The organism is Pseudomonas sp. NBRC 111119 (assembly GCF_001320125.1).
Classification (GTDB): Bacteria; Pseudomonadota; Gammaproteobacteria; order Pseudomonadales; family Pseudomonadaceae; genus Aquipseudomonas; species Aquipseudomonas parafulva.
In genome coordinates this window covers 118,529-137,180 of sequence record NZ_BCAV01000024.1, presented here as the reverse complement: position 1 = coordinate 137,180, position 18,652 = coordinate 118,529, and the positions used below count along the sequence as shown (strand labels likewise).

1 protein-coding gene (only partly in view) is annotated in these 18,652 nt (G+C 67.7%); it reads right to left on the bottom strand.

The genetic code is table 11. The features are described from left to right. Positions 1–18,652, bottom strand: the 5' portion of a protein-coding gene (locus tag APH25_RS26090; RefSeq protein WP_060482016.1) for a non-ribosomal peptide synthetase. It extends 3,686 nt beyond the left edge of the window; only the first 18,652 of its 22,338 coding nucleotides appear in the window; the start codon lies at positions 18,650–18,652; its stop codon lies off the left edge, out of view.

The following is an 18,652-nucleotide window of genomic DNA, read 5'->3' as shown; positions in this document are numbered from 1 at the left end:
CCTTCACCTGGTCATCGTTGCGGCCCAGGTAGTCCAGGGTGCCCTCCGGGTTCCAGCGCACCAGGTCGCCCGTGCGATACATACGTGCCCCGACCACATCACTGAACGGGTCGGCCAGGAAGCGCTCGGTGCTCAAGGCCTCGCGCTGGAAGTAGCCACGGGCCACACCGGCGCCACCGATGTACAGCTCGCCCACCGCGCCCACCGGCACCAGTTGCCGGTGGGCATCCAGCACGTAGGCCCGGGTATTGGCGATGGGCTTGCCGATGTGCAGCGGGCCACCCGCCATCAAGCGCCCGGCCGTCGCGACCACCGTCGTTTCGGTGGGACCGTAGTTGTTGACCAGCGCAAAGCCCGGGTCGCGCTCGAACTGGCGCAGGCGGTCGCCACCGACCAGCAAGGTGCGCAAGGTCGGGTGCTGACGCTCCCGGCGCAGGGCCTGCTCGGCCACCGGGGTGGGCAGGAAGCTCACCGCCAGCGGTTGTTCCAGCCACCAGTCCAGCAGTTCATCCACGTGCTCGCCCGCAATACACGCCGGCGGCAGGTGCAACGCGGCCCCGGCGCACAACGCAGGCCACACTTCCCAGGCCACGGCGTCGAAGCCAAACCCGGCCACCGTGCTGGTGTGGGTGCCTGCACCCACGGCAAATGCCTCGCAGTGCCAGTGCACCAGGTTGGCCAGGGTCGCATGCTCCACCATCACGCCTTTGGGCTGCCCGGTAGAGCCGGAGGTGTAGATGACGTAGGCCAGTTGCTCGGCATCCAGGCCGTTTACCTGCGGGTTGTGGTCGGCCATGCCTTGCCAGCGTTCGCAGTCGAGCACCGTGCAGGCCGCGCCGCCCACCCGATCGCGGGTGGTGGAGTCCACCAGCACCCGTGCCGGGGCGCTGTCTGCCAGCAGGTAGGCGATGCGTTCGGCCGGGTACGCCGGGTCGACAGGCACGTAGGCCGCGCCGGTTTTCAGAACAGCCAGCAAGGCGATCAGCCGCTGCGGGTTGCGCGGCAGGCACAGGGCGACCCGGTCACCCACCCCTACACCGCCGTCGATCAAATGGTGGGCAAGGCGGTTGGCGCAGCGGTTGAGTTCGCCGTAGCTCAGCACCTGACCATCCTGCACCACGGCAGCCGCTTGCGGGCTGCGCGCTGCCCGGGCTTCGACCAGGGCATGCACGGTGTGCCCGGCAGGGTAAGCCCGGGCGGTGGCGTTGAAGCCTTCGAGTACCTGCTGGCGAGCGCCGGCGTCGAGCACCGGCAACTCGGCTGCCACGCTATCGCCCGGGCGTTGCAAGGCATCCGCCAGGGCACCGAGTGCCTGGTTCATCAACCTGGCAACCTGCGTGGCTTCGATCCCTCGCTGGGCCAACACGCTCAGGCTCAGGCCTTCGCCATGGTCATCGACGCTGAGGGTCAGCGGGTAGTTGCTGCGCTCCTCGCCGCCCAGCAGGCGCATGCCCTGCAGCGCACCCGCGGCGTCGCTGTGCACCGGGCTGCTGTGACGGTAGTTGAACAGTGCACTGAACAGCGGCAGCGACGGGGATACACCGCTGCAGCGTTGAGCCAATGCCAGCGAAGCATGTTCGTGCATCAGCAGCGCCGACAGCCGCTGGTGGGCCATGCTGACTGCCTGGGCTACCGGCACGGCCAGGTCGATGCGCAGGGGCAAGGTGTTGATGAACACCCCCAGCGCCCGGTCCGCCCCTGCGCCGCCCTGCAACCGGCCCATCAGCACCGTACCGAACACCACATCCGTGCGGTTGGCCAGGGCGCCCAGTACCCGCGCCCAGGCCAGGTGAGCAAGGCTCGCCAGGCTCACCCCAAGGTGGCGGGCCTGCTCGCGCAGGCGCAGGGCCAGGTGCGTGTCGATACCCAGGTGAGCTTCTTCGATGGCATGCCCTTCGCCCTGCACATCGGCCAGGCCGTACGGCAGCGTCGGCTCGTCCAGGTCGCCCAGCATGTCGCGGAAGAACGCCTCGTGCGCAGCCTCATCTGCGGCCAGCCGCGCCTGAGCCACATAGTTGCGATAGGGCACCGGTGCTGCCAGTTGGTCTGCCCGGCCCGTCAACAGCGCCTGCATCTCGCCGGCGATCACCTCCATGGCTGTGTGGTCCAGGGCCAGGTGGTGGAACTGCAAAATGGCCACCACGCGCTGGTTGACGGGGTCGGCTGCGTGCACCAGGCGCATCATCGGCGCCTGGGTCAGGTCCAGCCGCTGCTGACGCGCGTCGAAACGTGCTTGCAAGGCGGCCAGCACGTCCTGCTCACCCAAGCCAGAGATGGCGGTCACGCTCATGCGGGCGGTACGCCACACCACCTGCACCGGCTGGTCCAGCCCTTCGCTGACCACTGCCGTGCGCAGGATGTCATGCCGCTCGATCACAGCTTGCAGGGCATCGGCCCAGCGCTGCAGGTGCGCCAGGCTGTCGAACGCCAGGCGGGACTGCAGCAGGTAGGGGTCGCCGTGCTCGGCGCTCAGGTGGTGGAACAGGATGCCCGCCTGCAAGGGTGCCAGGGGGTAGATTTCCTGAACATTCGCCGCCCCGCCCGGCACAGTCGCGATGATGCGGTCAATGCTGGCCTGGTCGAGGTCGATCAGGCTGAGCATGGCCGGGGTAATGCTGCAGGCATCGTCCAGCACTGCGTTGGCCGGCACCTGTACCTCGCGGCCTTCGCCAACCGCCGCTGCCAGGGCCGCCAGGGTCGGTTGGGCGAACAGCACGCGCACATCAGCACTCAAGCCAGCCTGGTGCATGCGCTCGACCAGGGTCACAGCCAGCAGTGAGTGGCCACCCAGCTCGAAGAAGTGGTCGTGGCGCCCCACTTGCTCCACGTTCAGCACCTGGGCCCAGATGCCCGCAAGGGCGGTTTCCACCTCGCCCTGGGGGGCCTCGAACCCACGGCTCACCACGGCATCGCGGCCCGGTAGCGGCAGGCTGCGGCGGTCGAGCTTGCCGTTGGCCGTGAGCGGCAGTGCGTCGAGGTGCACGTAGGCAGCCGGCAGCATGTAGTCGGGCAACTGCGCCTGCAAGCGAGTATGCAGTTCGGCGATGTCAGGTACGGTGGCAGCCGCGGTGAAATACGCCACCAGCCGCTTGCCCCCCGGCGGGTCTTCACGCAGCACCACGGCGACGTCGCGCACACCGTCGCACAGCGCCAGCCGCGCCTCGATCTCACCCAGTTCGATGCGGAACCCACGCAGCTTGATCTGCTGGTCGGCCCGGCCCAGGTAGCGCAAGGTGCCGTCGCCCTGCCAGCTGGCCAGGTCGCCACTGCGGTACATGCGCGCGGCCGGGTTGCTGCTGAAGGGGTCGGCGCTGAAACGCTCGGCGGTGAGCTCGGGTTGGCCCAGGTAGCCCAGGGCCACGCCGTCGCCGCCCAAGTACAACTCGCCCACCGCCCCTACCGGCAGCGGTTGCTGATGGGCATCAAGCACATAGCAGCGGCTGTTGCCGATCGGTTTGCCGATCGGAATGCTGCCGCCATCGACTGCGATTATGGCGTGGGTGGTGCTGAACGTGGTCGCTTCGGTCGGCCCGTAGCCATTGAGCAAATGTGCCGGGGCGCCGCCTTGCAGCACACGCTGCACCACCTGCGGGTCCAGCACATCACCGCCCACCATCAGGTAACGCAGTTGGGCAAAGGCTGGCAGCAGGGCATCGGCGAACTGATGGAACAGGCCAGCGGTGAGCCACAGCACGCTGACGGACTGCTCCATGAGTACATCGCGCAACGCCTCGCGCGACAGCACCTGATGCTGGTCCACCACCACAACGGCCCCCCCGTTGAGCAGCGGCGCCCACACTTCCAGGGTGCTGGCATCGAACGCCGGGTTGGAGGCGAAGGCCACCCGGTCCTGGGCGTTGAAGGTGGCGAAGCCGTTGTTGATCACCAGGCGGGCAATGGCCTGGTGCGTCACCAGCACGCCTTTGGCCGCACCCGTGGAGCCGGAGGTATACATGACATAGGCCGGGTCCTGTGCACTGACGGTGATGCCTGGGGCGTTTGCCGGGTAGCCCGCCAGCGGGCAGCGGTCCAGCTCGACGCGCACGGTGCAGCCCACCTGGGGCTCGCTGGCCAGGGTGAGCAATACCCGGGCGCCGCAGTCGCCGACCATATAGGCCTGGCGCTCGATGGGTGCGTTGTTGTCCAGCGGCACATACACCGCACCGCAGGTGCTGGTGGCCAGTTGCGCGGCCAGCAGGTCGAACCCACGTGGCAGCAGCAGGGCCACCGCATCGCCAGGCACCACACCCAGGCCAAGCAGGTGATGGGCCAGCTGATTCACGTGCTGTTGCAACTGGCCGTAGGTCCACTGTTGTTGGCCGTGAACCACCGCGCAGGCCTCGGGTGCACGGGCGGCCTGGGCCGCGAACAGCTGGTGCACCGGCTGTGTGGCTGGGTAATCGCGGGTGGTGGCGTTGAAGTGCTCCAGCACCTGCTCACGGTCGCTTGCGCACAACTGCCGCAGCTGCCACAGCGGAGTGCCGGGCGCGTGGTGCAGCGCCTCGGCCAATTGCGCCAGGGCAAGGCTGAGCAGGTGGCAGACCTGTGCGCCGTCGACCTGTGGCACGGCCTGTACGGTAAGGGTGAAGCCGTCGCCGGTGTCGTCCACGTTGACCACCAGCGGGTAATTGCTGCGCTCGATGGCCGCGACCTGCTCGATGCCGCGCCAGGCGTCGCTGAGCGCGGCCTTGGGCGCTGCACTGTGGCGGACGTTCAGCAGGCTGGTGAACAGTGCCTGCCCAGGCGCAACACCGCTGCAGCGCTGGGCCAGTGCCAGCGAGGCCTGCTCGTGGGCCAGCAACCGGGCCAGGCGCTGGTGGGTCAGGCGCACGCCGTCGGCCACTGCTGCCCCACCTGCGCTGACCCGCAGCGGCAAGGTATTGATGAACATGCCCAGCGCCCGTTCGGCCCCTGCACCGCCTTGCAGGCGGCCCAACAGCACCGTGCCGAACACCACTTCTTCGCGCCCGCTCAGTTGCGCCAGTACCTGTGCCCAGGCCTGATGCACCAGGCTCGCGACACTGACGCCCAATTGCCGGGCCTGCGCGCGCAGTTGCGCCGATACCTGCGGTTGCAGCGAATGGCGCGTTTCCAGCACCTCGCGGGTACTGGCCAGGGCATCCGTGAGGCCGAACACCACCGTGGGTTCGTCGATGTCTCCCAGCAGTTCGCTGAACAGCGCTTCGTCCGCTGCCGTGTCCGCGCCCAACCGTGCCTGGGCCACGTAGTTGCGGTACGGCACGCTGGCAAAGGCCAGCGGTTGGTGTTGCAGCACGGCAGTGATTTCAGCCACCAGCTGCTCGACGGCGGCGTGGTCCAGCAGGATGTGGTGGATCAGCAGGGTTGCCTGCAGCCCCGCGTCGCTTTGCTCGGGCACCAGCCGCAGCAGCGGCGCCTGGTTCAGGTTCAGCCCCTGCTCTGCCTGCGCGCCGCCGTGTGCGGTTTGCAGTGCCGGCACCTCGCGCCACACCACCTGTACCGGCTCTTCCAGCGCGTGCCAGTGAATGCTGGTACGCAACACATCATGCCGGGCGATGACCTGGTCAAGTGCTGCGGCGAAAGCGTCCAGCTCGGCCTGGGTCGGGAAGCTGAAACGGGCCTGCAGCACGTAGGGGTCCACGCCCTCGCTGGCCAGGTGGTGGTACAGAATGCCCTGTTGCAGGGGCGCCAGGCCATAAATGTCCTGAATGTTCGCGACGCCGCCCGGGATCTGCCTGACAAGGCCGTCAATAGCGGCTTGCGAAAGGCTGGCCAGTGGCAGCAGCGCCGGGGTGATGCGAGTGCAGCCCGGTACGATGCGGTTGGCCGGCACCACCACGGCACTCTCGCTGCCCAGTGCAGCTGCCAGGGCCGCCAGCGTTGGCTGGCCGAACAGCACCCGGATGTCGGCCTGCAAGCCCTGCTCGCGCAGGCGTGCAGTAAGGGTCACGGCCAGCAGCGAGTGGCCGCCCAGTTCGAAGAAATTGTCGTGACGCCCTACCCGTTCCACGCCCAGCAATTCGCACCAGAGTGTCGCCAGCAGGGTTTCGGTGTTGCCCTCGGGCGCTTCATAAGGGCGATCAGCCACGGCGCCGGGCTCTGGCAGGGCCTTGCGGTCCAGCTTGCCATTGGGGCTCAGCGGCAAGGCCGGCAGGTGCATGAACTGCGCCGGCACCATGAATTCCGGCAGGTGCAGCAGCAAGGCACTCCGCAGGTCATCGACCGCTTGCGGCTCGCCCGTGTAGTAGGCGACCAGGCGTTGATCGCGGGCGATGACCACCGCTTCGTTGACGCCCTCGATGCGGGTCAGCCCCGCCTGGATCTCACCCAGTTCGATACGCAGGCCGCGCAGCTTCACCTGGTCGTCGTTGCGGCCCAGGTATTCCAGGTTGCCATCCGGCAAGTGCCGTGCAAGGTCGCCGGTGCGGTACAGGCGTGCACCGGGTTGCGTGCTGAACGGGTCATCGATGAAGCGTTCAGCGGTGAGTTCCAGCCGGTTCAGGTAGCCCCGCGCCACCTGGACACCGCCGATGTACAGCTCCCCGGCGACGCCGTGTGGTACCGGTTGCCGTTGTTCGTCCAGCACGTACAGCGTGGTGTTGGCGATGGGTGTGCCGATTGGGGTGTTGTCCGGCGCTGTCACGCAGCGCCAGGCGCTGACGTCTACCGCTGCTTCGGTCGGGCCGTACAGGTTGTGCAGTTCTACCTGCGGCAGTTGCGCGTGGAACCGCCGTACCAGGCTGCCCGGCAGGGCTTCACCGCTGCACACCACGCGTTTCAACCCAGGGGCCTGCCAGCCTGCGGCAAGCGCAGACAGGAACACTTCCAGCATCGACGGCACGAAGTGCAACGTGCTGACGCGCTCCTGCTCGAGGGTGTGTTGCAGGTACTGCGGATCACGATGCCCGCCCGGGCGCGCCATCACCAGCTTGGCACCCGTTTGCAGTGGCCACAGCAATTCCCATACGGACACGTCGAAGCTGAACGGCGTTTTTTGCAGGACGACGTCCTCGGCACCCAGGCCGTACGCATCCTGCATCCACAGCAGGCGGTTGACCACGGCGCGGTGTTCGTTCATCACGCCTTTGGGCAAGCCGGTCGAGCCTGAGGTGTAGATCACGTAGGCAAGGTGCCGTGGCGTGAGCGTCGGCACGGCGGGGTTGCTGTCGGGCAGCCCGCTGGGCAATGGCTCGTCCAGGTCGATGAGCTGTTCGTGCTGAAGCGCAAGCCGCGTAGCGCGGTGTACCAAGACCGCCACCGGGTTGCTGTCGCTGACCATGTGGCGGATACGTTCTGCTGGATAGTCCGGGTCCACCGGCACATACGCTGCACCCGCCTTCAGGATGCCAAGCAGGCCTACTACCATCGCCAGCCCGCGTTCGACACAGATAACCACCCGGTCATCGGGTTTGACGCCAAGGCTGATCAAATGGTGAGCAAGGCGGTTGGCCTGGGCGTTGAGCTGGGCGTAGGTCAGCGTGCCCTCCTCGGCCTGTACCGCGATGGCCTGGGGTGTACGTTTTACCTGCGCTTCCATCAAGCCATGCAGCGTGTGCTCCAAGTCGTAATTCACGGCAGTGTCATTGAAACCGGTGAGTACCCGATTGCGCTCTTCGGCTTCGAGTACAGGCAGTTGCTGCACCGGCAGGTCCGGCGCCTGCTGCAGTGCGTCAACCAGCGCCTCCAGCACCTGGTGCACCTGGCCACAGATACGCAGTGCGCCTACCTCGGCAGGCGCCGTGGCCACCAGGCGGAAGGCCTGCCCCAGGTCATCCACATTGAGGCTCAACGGGTAATTGGTCCGCTCCTGCCCGTCCAGTACCTCAATGCCTGCCCAGGCCGCCCCGCGGTCGGCGCCCGGCTGGGTACCATGGCGGTAGTTGAGCATGGCGCTGAACAGCGGCAACGGCGCGGCCACAGCGCTGCAACGTTGCGCCAGGGCCAGCGAGGCGTGTTCGTGGGCCAGCAGCCCGCTCAGGCGCTGATGCACATCACGGGCCGCGTCGCGCACGCCGTGGCCGGTCAGTTCCACACGCAGCGGCAGCGTGTTGATGAACATCCCAAGGGCACGCTCGGCCCCTTCACCGCCTTGCAGGCGGCCCAGCAGTACGGTGCCGAACACCACCGGTGCCTTGCCACTGGCAGCCGCCAGAACCCTGGCGAACGCCAGGTGGAACAGGCTGGCAACGCTGATACCCAGCAGGCGCGCCTGTTGCCGCAGCCCGCCGGCGAGCGCCTGCGCAAGTGTGAGGCTGGCCTCGTCCAGGTGGCGACCATCGCCTTGCACGTCGCTCAGGCCAAACGGCAGTGTTGGCTCATCGATATCCGCCAGCTGCCCGGTGAAAAACGCTTCGTGCTCGCCCTGGCTGACACCCAGGCGTGCCTGGGCCACGTAGTTGCGGTATGGCACCGAGGCCTTCGCCGGTGCTGGCGCGCCGCCCAGGTACGCAGTCAGCTCTTCACCCACCACTTCCAGGGCCGTGTGGTCGAGCACGATATGGTGGAACTGGAGGGTGGCTTGGACCTCGCCATCACGTTCGCCGTACAACAGGCGAATCAACGGCGCCTGGGCGATGCCCAGCAGCGGGGCTTCATTCGCAGCATTCCATGGGTCGCTACAGGCCATGCGCGCCAGGCTGGCCTGGCGCACCACCACCTGCACCGGCTGCGGCAGGCCTTCCCACAAGATGCCGGTACGCAGCACATCATGCCGGGCGATCACCTTGTCCAGGGCGCAGGCAAAGGCATCCAGGCGGTCCAGGTTGGCGAAGCGCAGGCGTGAATAGAGCACGTATGGGTCGTGCTCGGCGGACAGGTGGTGATAAAGAATGCCTTCCTGGAGCGGTGCCAGGGGGTAGATGTCCTGAACGTTTGCCACGCCGCCGGGTACCTGGGCAACGATGCGTGCAATGGCTGCAGCGTCCAGGTCGATCAGGCTCAGCATGTCGGGCGTGATGTGGGCGCAATCAGGCGGGATGCGGTTCTCGGGCACCTGCACTTGCTCACTGCGGCTGAGCGTGGCCGCAAGCGCGGCGACGGTCGGCTGGCCGAACAGGGTGCGCACGTCCACCTGCAGGCCTTCCAGCCGCAGCCGCGCCGTCAGGCTCACTGCCAGCAGCGAGTGGCCGCCCAGTTCGAAGAAGTTGTCATGCCGGCCTACCTGCGCCACACCCAGCAGCTCGGCCCAGCGTTGTGCCAGCAACGTCTCGGTTGCGCCGACTGGCGCCTCGTAGCGTCGCCCCTGCAATGCAACGTCCGGCGCCGGCAGTGCCTGGCGGTCGAGTTTGCCGTTGGGGGTCAATGGCAGCCGCTCGAGCGGGATGTACACGGCTGGCACCATGTGCTCGGGCAGCTGCGCCGCCAGCGCCTGGCGCAGGGTGTCTGCGGGCAGCGCTGTGCCGGTGTACCAGGCCACCAGGCGTGTGCCGTCTACAGCCAGTACCACCGCCTCGCGCACGCCCTGCACCTGCAACAGGCACGCCTCGATTTCGCCCGGCTCGATGCGCAGGCCGCGCAGTTTGATCTGCTGGTCCAGGCGGCCGAGGAACACCAGGTTGCCGTCGGCGTCCAGGCGCGCGAGGTCGCCGCTGCGGTACAGCCCCTCACCGGCCACGAACGGGTTGGCGATGAATCGCTCGGCCTGCTGCTCGGGCAGGCCCAGGTAACCGCGGGTGACCCCGGCCCCACCAATGTGCAGGTGCCCGGCCACACCAGCGGGCACGGGCTGGTCGTAGGCGTCGAGCACGTAGAGGCGGGTATTGTCGATGGGTTTGCCGATGGGCAAGGCGCCGCTGGGTACTGGCGCATCTGGCTCCAGTGTCCACAGGCTGCAATCCACCGTGGTTTCGGTGGGCCCATACACGTTATGCAGGCGAACCTGGGGCAGGCACTGCCGGACCTGTGCAGCCAGGGCGGCGGTCAACTCCCCACCGCCGCACAGAATATCGGTGAGCGATGAGCAGTGGCGGCTTTCGGGCTGTTCAACGAACTGCTGGAGCAATGCGGGCACGAACTGCACCGCACTCACCTGCTGGGCCTGGATCAACTGCGCCAGGTAGGCCGGGTCGCGTTCGCCTTCAGGGCGCGCCAGTACCAGGCGCAGGCCACTGCACAGCGGCCAGAACAGCTCCCACACCGAGGCATCGAAGCTGATCGGCGTTTTATGCATGACCACCCGCTCACCCGATACCGGCCACAGGCGACGGCTCCAGTGCACCAGGTTGACCACGTTGCGGTGCTCCACCATGACCCCTTTGGGCAGGCCGGTGGAGCCAGAGGTGTAGATCACGTACGCCAGGTGCCGGGCATTCAAGCCGGATACCTGCGGGGCTGTGGTGGGCAACTGCGCCAGGGACGGGTGATCCAGGTCGACCACAGGTGCCTGGGCGGCAAGCGACATCGTCACCGTTGCCCCCTGCACCAGCACGGCCCGCGGTGCACTGTCGCACAGCATGTGGCGCAGGCGCGCAGCTGGATAACCAGGGTCTACCGGCACATAGGCGGCACCTGCCTTGAGAATGCCCAGCAGGCCGACCACCAGGGCCGCGCTACGCTCGACGCAAATGGCCACGCGGTCATCCGGCTGCACACCCAGGGCGACCAGGTGATGGGCCAGGGTATTCGCCCGCCCATCGAGCTGGCTGAAGGTGAGCTGCTGGCTACCGTCCACCACGGCGATGGCGTTTGGTGTGCTGCGCACCTGGGCCTCGAACAGGCCATGCAGCGTTTGTTCCAGGTCATGTGGGTATGCGGCGTGGTTACCGAGCAACGGCGCACGCGCCTGCGCATCCAGCAACGGCAGCTGTTGCACGGGCAGCGAAGGCTGCTGTTCGAGCGCATCAAGCAGGCCTGCCAGCACCTGCAGCAATTGCTCGCAGACCTGGCCGGCCTGCACCGGCTCACACACCTGTGCGGTAATGCGCAGGCCGTCGCCCAGGTCATCGGCGTTGACACTGATGGGGTAGTGGCCGTGCCCGGCGGCAGCGTGCACAGCCACCCCGGCAAGGGCTTGATCCCATGCCTGGCGCTCTTCGGCGTTGGCGCCATGGCGGTAGTTGAGCAGCGCGCCAAACAGGGGGGTGGGCGCCGCCACCGCGCTGCAGCGCTGGGCCAGGGCCAAGGGGGCGTGCTCGTGCCTCAGCAGGCCGGCAAGCTGCTGATGGGCCAGTTGCACGCCGGCCTGCACACTCACGCCGCCCAGGTTCAGGCGCAACGGCAAGGTGTTGATGAACATGCCCAGGGCGCGGCCGGCACCTTCGCCGCCTTGCAGGCGCCCCAGTAGCACGGTGCCAAGCACTACGTCAGCCTTGCCGCTGGTGGCTGCCACCCAGCGCGCCCAGGCCAGGTGCACCAGGCTCGCGGCGCTCACCCCCAGTTGGCGGGCCAACTGGCGCAAGCGCTGGTACTGCTCAGGCAGCAGCGCCGCCTGGGCCAGGTGGAACTCGCTGGCGCCGTTGGGCATGCCGGCCAGCCCGTAAGGCAGGGTAGGCTCGTCGATATCGGCCAACTCGGCGCGGAAGAACGCCTCGTGCTCCGCCTCGCTGATACCCAGGCGGGCCTGGGCCACGTAGTTGCGGTAGGGCACCGGGGCCTGGGCGGGCACGGTGCCGTGCAGGTGGTCGCGGATCTCCTGCAAGACCACCTTCATCGCGGTGTGATCGAGCACGATATGGTGGAATTGCAGCATCGCCTCAACGGCCCCCTCACCTGCCTGGTGCAACAGGCGGATCAAGGGCGCTGCCGCCAGGTCGAACGGCAGGCGGCCTGCGTCATCGAGCGAATCGACCTGCACCACGACGCTGCGCGCCTTGCGCAGCACCACCTGCACAGGCTGCGCCAGGCCATCCCACAGCACGGCGGTGCGCAGCACGTCATGGCGGGTGATTACCTGGTCCAGGGCGCCGGCAAAGGCCTGCAACCTTGGCAGGCTGTCGAAAGTGATGCGCCATTGCAGCAGGTAGGGGTCTTCGTCGGCCGCGCTCAGGTGGTGATAGAGGATGCCTTCCTGCAGCGGCGCCAGGGGGTAGATGTCCTGCACGTTGGAAGCACCGCCGGGAATCGCGCCGACGATACGGTCGATACTTGCCTGGTCCAGCTCCAGCAGTGCCAGCATGTGGCCGGTGACCTGGGTGCAGCCTGCCGGGATGCCCGGTTCGGGGATGACCACCTGCCGCGCGCCGCCCAGCTCGGCCGCCAGTGCGGCCACGGTCGGCTGGCCAAACAGCACCCGCACATCGGTGGGCAAACCGGCCTCGCGCAGGCGCTCGATCAGGCTGACGGCCAGCAGCGAGTGGCCGCCCAGTTCGAAGAAGTTGTCGTGCCGCCCTACCCGCTCTACGCCCAGCACCTGGGCCCATACCTGGGCCATGGCTGTTTCGGTTGGCCCAAGCGGTGCCTCATAGCCCTGTTGGGCCAGGTCGCCTGCTTGTGGCTCGGGCAAGGCCGCGCGGTCGAGCTTGCCGTGGCTGGTCAGCGGCAGCGTGCCCAGCCGCATCAGTGCCTGCGGCAGCAGATGGCCCGGCAGGCAAGCCTGCAAGGCCAGGCGCAGGTGCTCCACGGCCACGGGTGCGGTTTCCGTGAACCAGCCCAACAGGCGCTCGCCACGCACCAGCACCACGGCATCCTTGATGCCCGGCTGCGCCTTGAGCGCGGCTTCGATCTCGCCCAGCTCCACGCGCATGCCACGCACTTTCACCTGGTCATCGTTGCGGCCCAGGTAGTCCAGGGTACCGTCGGGGTTCCAGCGCACCAGGTCGCCGGAGCGGTACATGCGCGCCCCTGGCAGGCGGCTGAACGGGTCTGCCAGGAAGCGCTCCTCGGTCAGCTCGGGGCGATTGAAATAACCACGGGCGACCTGGCTGCCGCCGATGTACAGCTCGCCGGTGACGCCAACCGGTACCGGCTGACGCTGTTCGTCCAGCACGTAGACCCGGGTATTGGCGATGGGCTGGCCGATATGCAGCGCGCCCCCCGGCAACAGGGTGCCCGAGGTGGCCACCACCGTGGTTTCGGTGGGGCCGTAGTTGTTGACCACGGCAAACCCTGGGTCGCGGTCGAAATGGCGCAGGCGGTCACCGCCCACCAGCAGGGTGCGCAAGGTGGCATGCTGGCGTGGCCGGCGCAGCGCGTGTTCGGCTACCGGGGTGGGCAGGAAGCTGACGGTGAGCGGTTGTTCGAGCCACCAGTCCAGCAAGGCCTCGACGTGCTCGTTGGCCAGGTAGGCAGGCGGCAGGTGCAGGGTGGCACCTGCACACAGGGCTGGCCACACCTCCCAGGCCATGGCATCGAAACCAAAACCGGCCACGCTGGACGTACGGGTGCCGGCCTGCACGGCAAACGCCTGGCAGTGCCAGTGCACCAAGTTGGCCAGGGCGTGGTGTTCGATCATCACGCCCTTGGGTTGGCCTGTGGAGCCCGAGGTGTAGACCAGGTAAGCCAGGGAGCGCGGTGTCAAGTCGGGCACCTGCGGGTTATCGGCGCGGCTGAAGCAAGTATCGGGGTTGTCCAGGTCCAGCCGCGGCAACTGGGCAGGCAGGCCGCCGATGCCCGACTGGGTGAGCACCAGCACCGGTGCGCTGTCGGCCAGCAGGTAGGCGATACGCGCTGGCGGGTAGGCCGGGTCGACCGGCACATAGGCGGCGCCGGCCTTGAGCACGGCCAGCAGGGCAACGATGCGCTCCACGGTGCGGTTCAGGCACAAGGCGACGCGGTCGCCACAGCGCACACCGTCCGCAATCAGGCGGTGGGCCAGCTGGTTGGCACGCTGGTTGAGCTCGCCATACGTCAGCACCTCATCACCCTGGCACACCGCCGTGGCCTCCGGGGTGGCCACGGCGCGGGCTTCGACCAGGCCATGCACGGTCTGATCCTGTGGGTACACCTGCGCGGTGGCATTGAACGCACCCAGCACCTGGCGACGGGCGTCGTCATCGAGGATCGACAAGCCATCGACGCGCGCCAGCGGCTGCTGTTCGAGGGCACGCACCAACTGCTGCACCGCGGTGACCATCCAGTTGGCCACCCGCTGCGCACCAATGCCAGGCACGGCCAGCACGTTGAAGGTGAACCCACTGCCAAGGTCGTTGACGCTGAGGGTAAGCGGGTAGTTGCTGCGCTCCTCACCGCCTAACAGGCGCACGCCCTCCCACAAACCCTCCGACGCCGCGCCAGCGTCGCTGCTGTGCCGGTAGTTGAGCAGCGCACTGAACAAAGGCACCCCTGCCGCCACGCCACTGCAGCGCTGGGCCAGCGCCAGGGGCGCATGTTCGTGGGCCAGCAGCGCCGACAGATTGCGGTGGGTGGCCAGTACCCCGTTGCTTGCACCCAGCGTGGTGTCGATGCGCAGGGGCAAGGTGTTGATGAACATGCCCAATGCCCGGTCGGCGCCCTCGCCGCCCTGCAGGCGCCCCATCAGCACCGTGCCGAACACCACGTCGCTGCGGTTGGCCAGCACGCCCAGCACCCGTGCCCAGGCCAGGTGCATCAGGCTTGCAGCGCTGACACCCAGGCGCCGGGCCTGGCTGCGCACGTCAACGGCCAAGGCAGCGTCCAACGCCACTACGGCGTGCTCGATTCCGTCGCCGTCGCCCTGCACGTCGGCATACCCCAGCGGCAGGGTCGGCTCGCTCACATCGTTGAGCATGGCGTCGAAGAAGGTTTCATGGGCCTGTTGATCGCCCAGGCAGGCCTGGGCCACGTAGTTGCGGTAAGGCACGGGGGGCGGCAAGGTCTGCCCCTGGCCGAACAGCAGCGCCCGCATCTCGTGGGTGACCACGTCCATGGCGGTGTGGTCCAGGGCCAGGTGGTGGAACAGCAGCACTGCGACTACCTGATGATTGTCTGGGTCCAGGGCGTAGTACAAGCGGGCCAGGGGCGCCTGGGCCAGGTCCAGGCGGTGGTGGCGCGCGTCGAAGCGGGCATGCAGTTGCTCGATGCGGGCCATGCCGGGCTGGTGGGGCAGGTCCGTCACTTCGCACACACTCAGCTCAGCCTTGCGCCACACCACCTGTACCGGCTGCGGCAGCCCCTGGCTGAGCACGGCGGTGCGCAGGATGTCATGGCGGTCGATGACCTGTTGCAGGGCGCCGGCCCAGGCCAGCAGGCGCTCGATGCTGTCGAATGCCAGGCGGGTTTGCAGCAGGTAGGGGTCGCCCTGCTCGGCGCTCAGGTGGTGGTACAGCACACCCTGCTGCAACGGCGCCAGGGGGTAGATCTCCTGCACGTTGCCGGCACCACCGGGCACAACCGTGACGATGCGGTCGATGGCCGCCTGGTCCAGCTGGATCAGGCTGAGCATGTCCGGGGTGATGTGGGTGGCGTCCTCGGGTACGCGGTTGGGCGGCACCTGGGCTTCCGGGCTTGCCCCCACCACTGCCGCCAGCGCTGCCACGGTGGGCTGGGCGAACAGCACACGCACGTCTATGGCCATGCCTGCACGGCGCAGGCGTTCGACCAGGGTTACAGCCAGCAGCGAGTGGCCGCCCAGCTCGAAGAAATTGTCATGCCGCCCTACCCGTTCCACGCCCAGCACCTCGGCCCATACCTGAGCCATCGCGACTTCGGTCGGGGTAAGCGGCGCGGTGAAGGCGGCACTGGCCAGGCCCGTGGTGTCAGGGTCCGGCAGCGCCCGGCGGTCGAGTTTGCCATGGCTGGTCAGCGGCAGTTCATCCAGGCCGATGAAGGCCTGTGGCACCATGTGCCCAGGCAGGCTGGCCTGCAAGGCGTCGCGCAGCAGCACAGGGTCAAGCGGTTGTGCCTGGGTGTACCAGGCCAGCAGGCGCCCGTCGCGCACCAACACCACAGCCTGGCTCACGCCGGGTTGCGCATTCAAGGTTGCTTCAATTTCGCCCAGCTCCACACGCACGCCACGGATCTTGACCTGGTCGTCATTGCGGCCCACGTAGTCCAGCGTGCCATCCGCATTCCAGCGTACCAGGTCGCCCGTGCGGTATAGACGTGCGTTGGCCTGTTCGCTGAACGGGTCGGCCATGAACCGCTCCTGCGTCAGGGCCTGGCGGTTGAAGTAGCCACGCGCTACCTGGGCACCGCCCAGGTACAGCTCGCCCACCACCCCAACGGGCACCGGTTGCAGGCCAGTGTCCAGCACGTAGGCACGGGTGTTGGCGATGGGCGTACCCATGTGCAGCGCGCCGCCTGGTTGCACCTGGCCGGAGGTAGCCACCACGGTGACTTCGGTCGGGCCGTAGTTGTTGACCAGGGCAAAGCCTGGGTCGCGGTCGAACTGGCGCAGCCGGTCCCCCCCTACCAGCAGGGTGCGCAAGGTGGCGTGCTGCTGCTCGCGGCCAAGCGCCTGCTCGGCCACAGGGGTGGGCAGAAAGCTGACGGTAAGGGGTTGCTGCAGCCACCAGTCGAGCAGTTCTTCCACGTGCTCGTTGCCGATGTGCGCCGGTGGCAGGTGCAAGGTGGCGCCGGCACACAGGGCCGGCCAGGCTTCCCAGGCAAAGGCATCGAAGCCGAAACCGGCAACGCTCGAGACCTGGGCGCCTGCGCCTACGGCGAATGCCTGGCAATGCCAATGCACCAGGTTGGCCAGGGCCTGATGTTCGATCATCACGCCCTTGGGTTGGCCTGTGGAACCTGAGGTGTACACCAGGTAAGCCAGTTGCTCGGCGTCCAGCCCGGGCACCTGTGGGTTGGCCACGTCGGCCGCGTAGGTGTCGGCGTGGTCCATGTTCAGGCGCGGCACCTCTGCCGGTAGGCCTTCCAGCGTGGACTCTGCCAGCACCCAGGCCGGCGCGCTGTCTGCCAGCAGGTAGGCGATGCGGTCGGCAGGGTAGCCGGGGTCTACCGGCACGTAGGCAGCGCCGGCCTTGAGCACACCCAGCACGCCGACCAGCCTGTTGCAATTGCGCGGCAGGCACAGGGCGACACGGTCGCCGACGGTTACACCCAACGCCATCAAGCGGTGGGCCAGCTGGTTGGCCTGCTGGTTGAGCTGCGCGTAGGTAAGCGCCTGGTCGCCCTGGACCACCGCCAGGGCGGCCGGCACCTGGGCTGCGCGGGCCTCGACCAGCGCGTGCACGGTATTGCCCTGCGGGTACAGGCTGACCGTGTCGTTGAACCGGCGCAACACCTGCTCACGCTCGCCGTGCGGCAGTACCGGCAGGCACTGCAGTTGTGCATCTGGCGCCTGCTCCAGGGCGTCCACCAGGCTGGTCAGTACCTGCTGGAATTGCCCGCACAGGCGGTGCGCGCCCCACTCGGGCAGGCTCTGCACGGTCAGGCGCAGGTCTTCACCCAGGTCATCCACGCTAACGGTCAGCGGGTAGTCGGTACGTTCCTCGGCGCCGACGATGTCGATGCCCGGCGCTACCGGGATGATCTCGTCAGCATCACCGGCGTCGCTGTGGCGGTAGTTGAGCATGCTGTTGAACAGCGGCGCCGGTGCGGCCACGCCGCTGCAACGCTGGGCCAGTGCCAGCGAGGCTTGTTCATGGGCCAGCAGGCCGCACAGACGCCTATGGGTAGCCAGCAGCCCGTCGCGAACGCCCAGTGCCCCCAGGTCGATGCGCAATGGCAGGGTATTGATGAACATGCCCAGCGCTTGCTCGCCGCCCTCGCCGGTGGTCATGCGCCCGAGCAGGACGCTGCCGAACACGACGGCCTGGCGGCCAGACAACTGGCCGACCAGCCGGGCAAAGCCCAGGTGCAGCATGCTGGCAGGGCTGACACCCAACTGCCGGGCCTGGCTGCGCAGGCGTTGCGCCAAGGTGGCTGGCAGGGTCAGGCGCGCCTGCTGCAAAGGCTGATCGGTTCTGGCCTGCACGCCGAATGCAAGGGTGGGCTCGTCGATATCATCCAGCATGGCTTCGAAGAACCCGGCATGGGCCTGCTCATCCAGCGCCTGGCGCGAAGCCGCCAGCACGTTGCGAAATGGCATTGGCGGCGCGAGCTGGGCCTCGGCCCCTGCCAGGTGGGCCTGGATCTCCCGGCGTACGATGTCCAGCGCGGTGTGGTCCATGATCACGTGATGGAACATCAGCAGGCCGACCCATTGGTCACCTTCACCCTGGGCATGGGCCAGTTGCATCAATGGCGCCTGCCGCAGGTCGAGGCGGTAATGGCGCGGGTTGAAGCGCTCGCACAGGCTTGCCAGGGCATCGGGCCCCTTCAGCGGCAAGGCTTCGCGCACCAGCGCGGCTTCGCGCCATACCACCTGGACGGGCGCGTCCAGGTATTCCCAGTGCAGCGCGGTGCGCAGTATGTCGTGGCGCTGGATGACCCACTGCAGGGCGTGGGCGAATGCGTCCAGGTGGGCCTTGCTGGCAAAGCGCAGTTGCACCTGTGACAGGTAGGGGTCGCCATCGGTGGCAGACAGGTAGTGGTACAGCATGCCTTGCTGCAGGGGAGCCAGCGGGTAGATGTCCTGCACATTGGCAGCACCGCCCGGCACACTGTCGACGATGCGGTCGATGGCCGATTGCTCCAGCGTGACCAGCGGCAGCATGTCGGGGGTGATGCGCAAGGCCGGGCTGAGCCAGTCGTCATCCTGTGACGCAAGCATCTCCAGCAACGCCGGCTTGTGCCGCGACAGCGCCTCCCACAGCTGGTCGTCCAGGGTTTCGTCGTCGCCCAGGACGATAAGGTCCTGGTCTTCACGCTGGAGTCGGATTGCACGGGTGGAAAGAGCAGCCATCAGTTCGCTGAAGTGCAT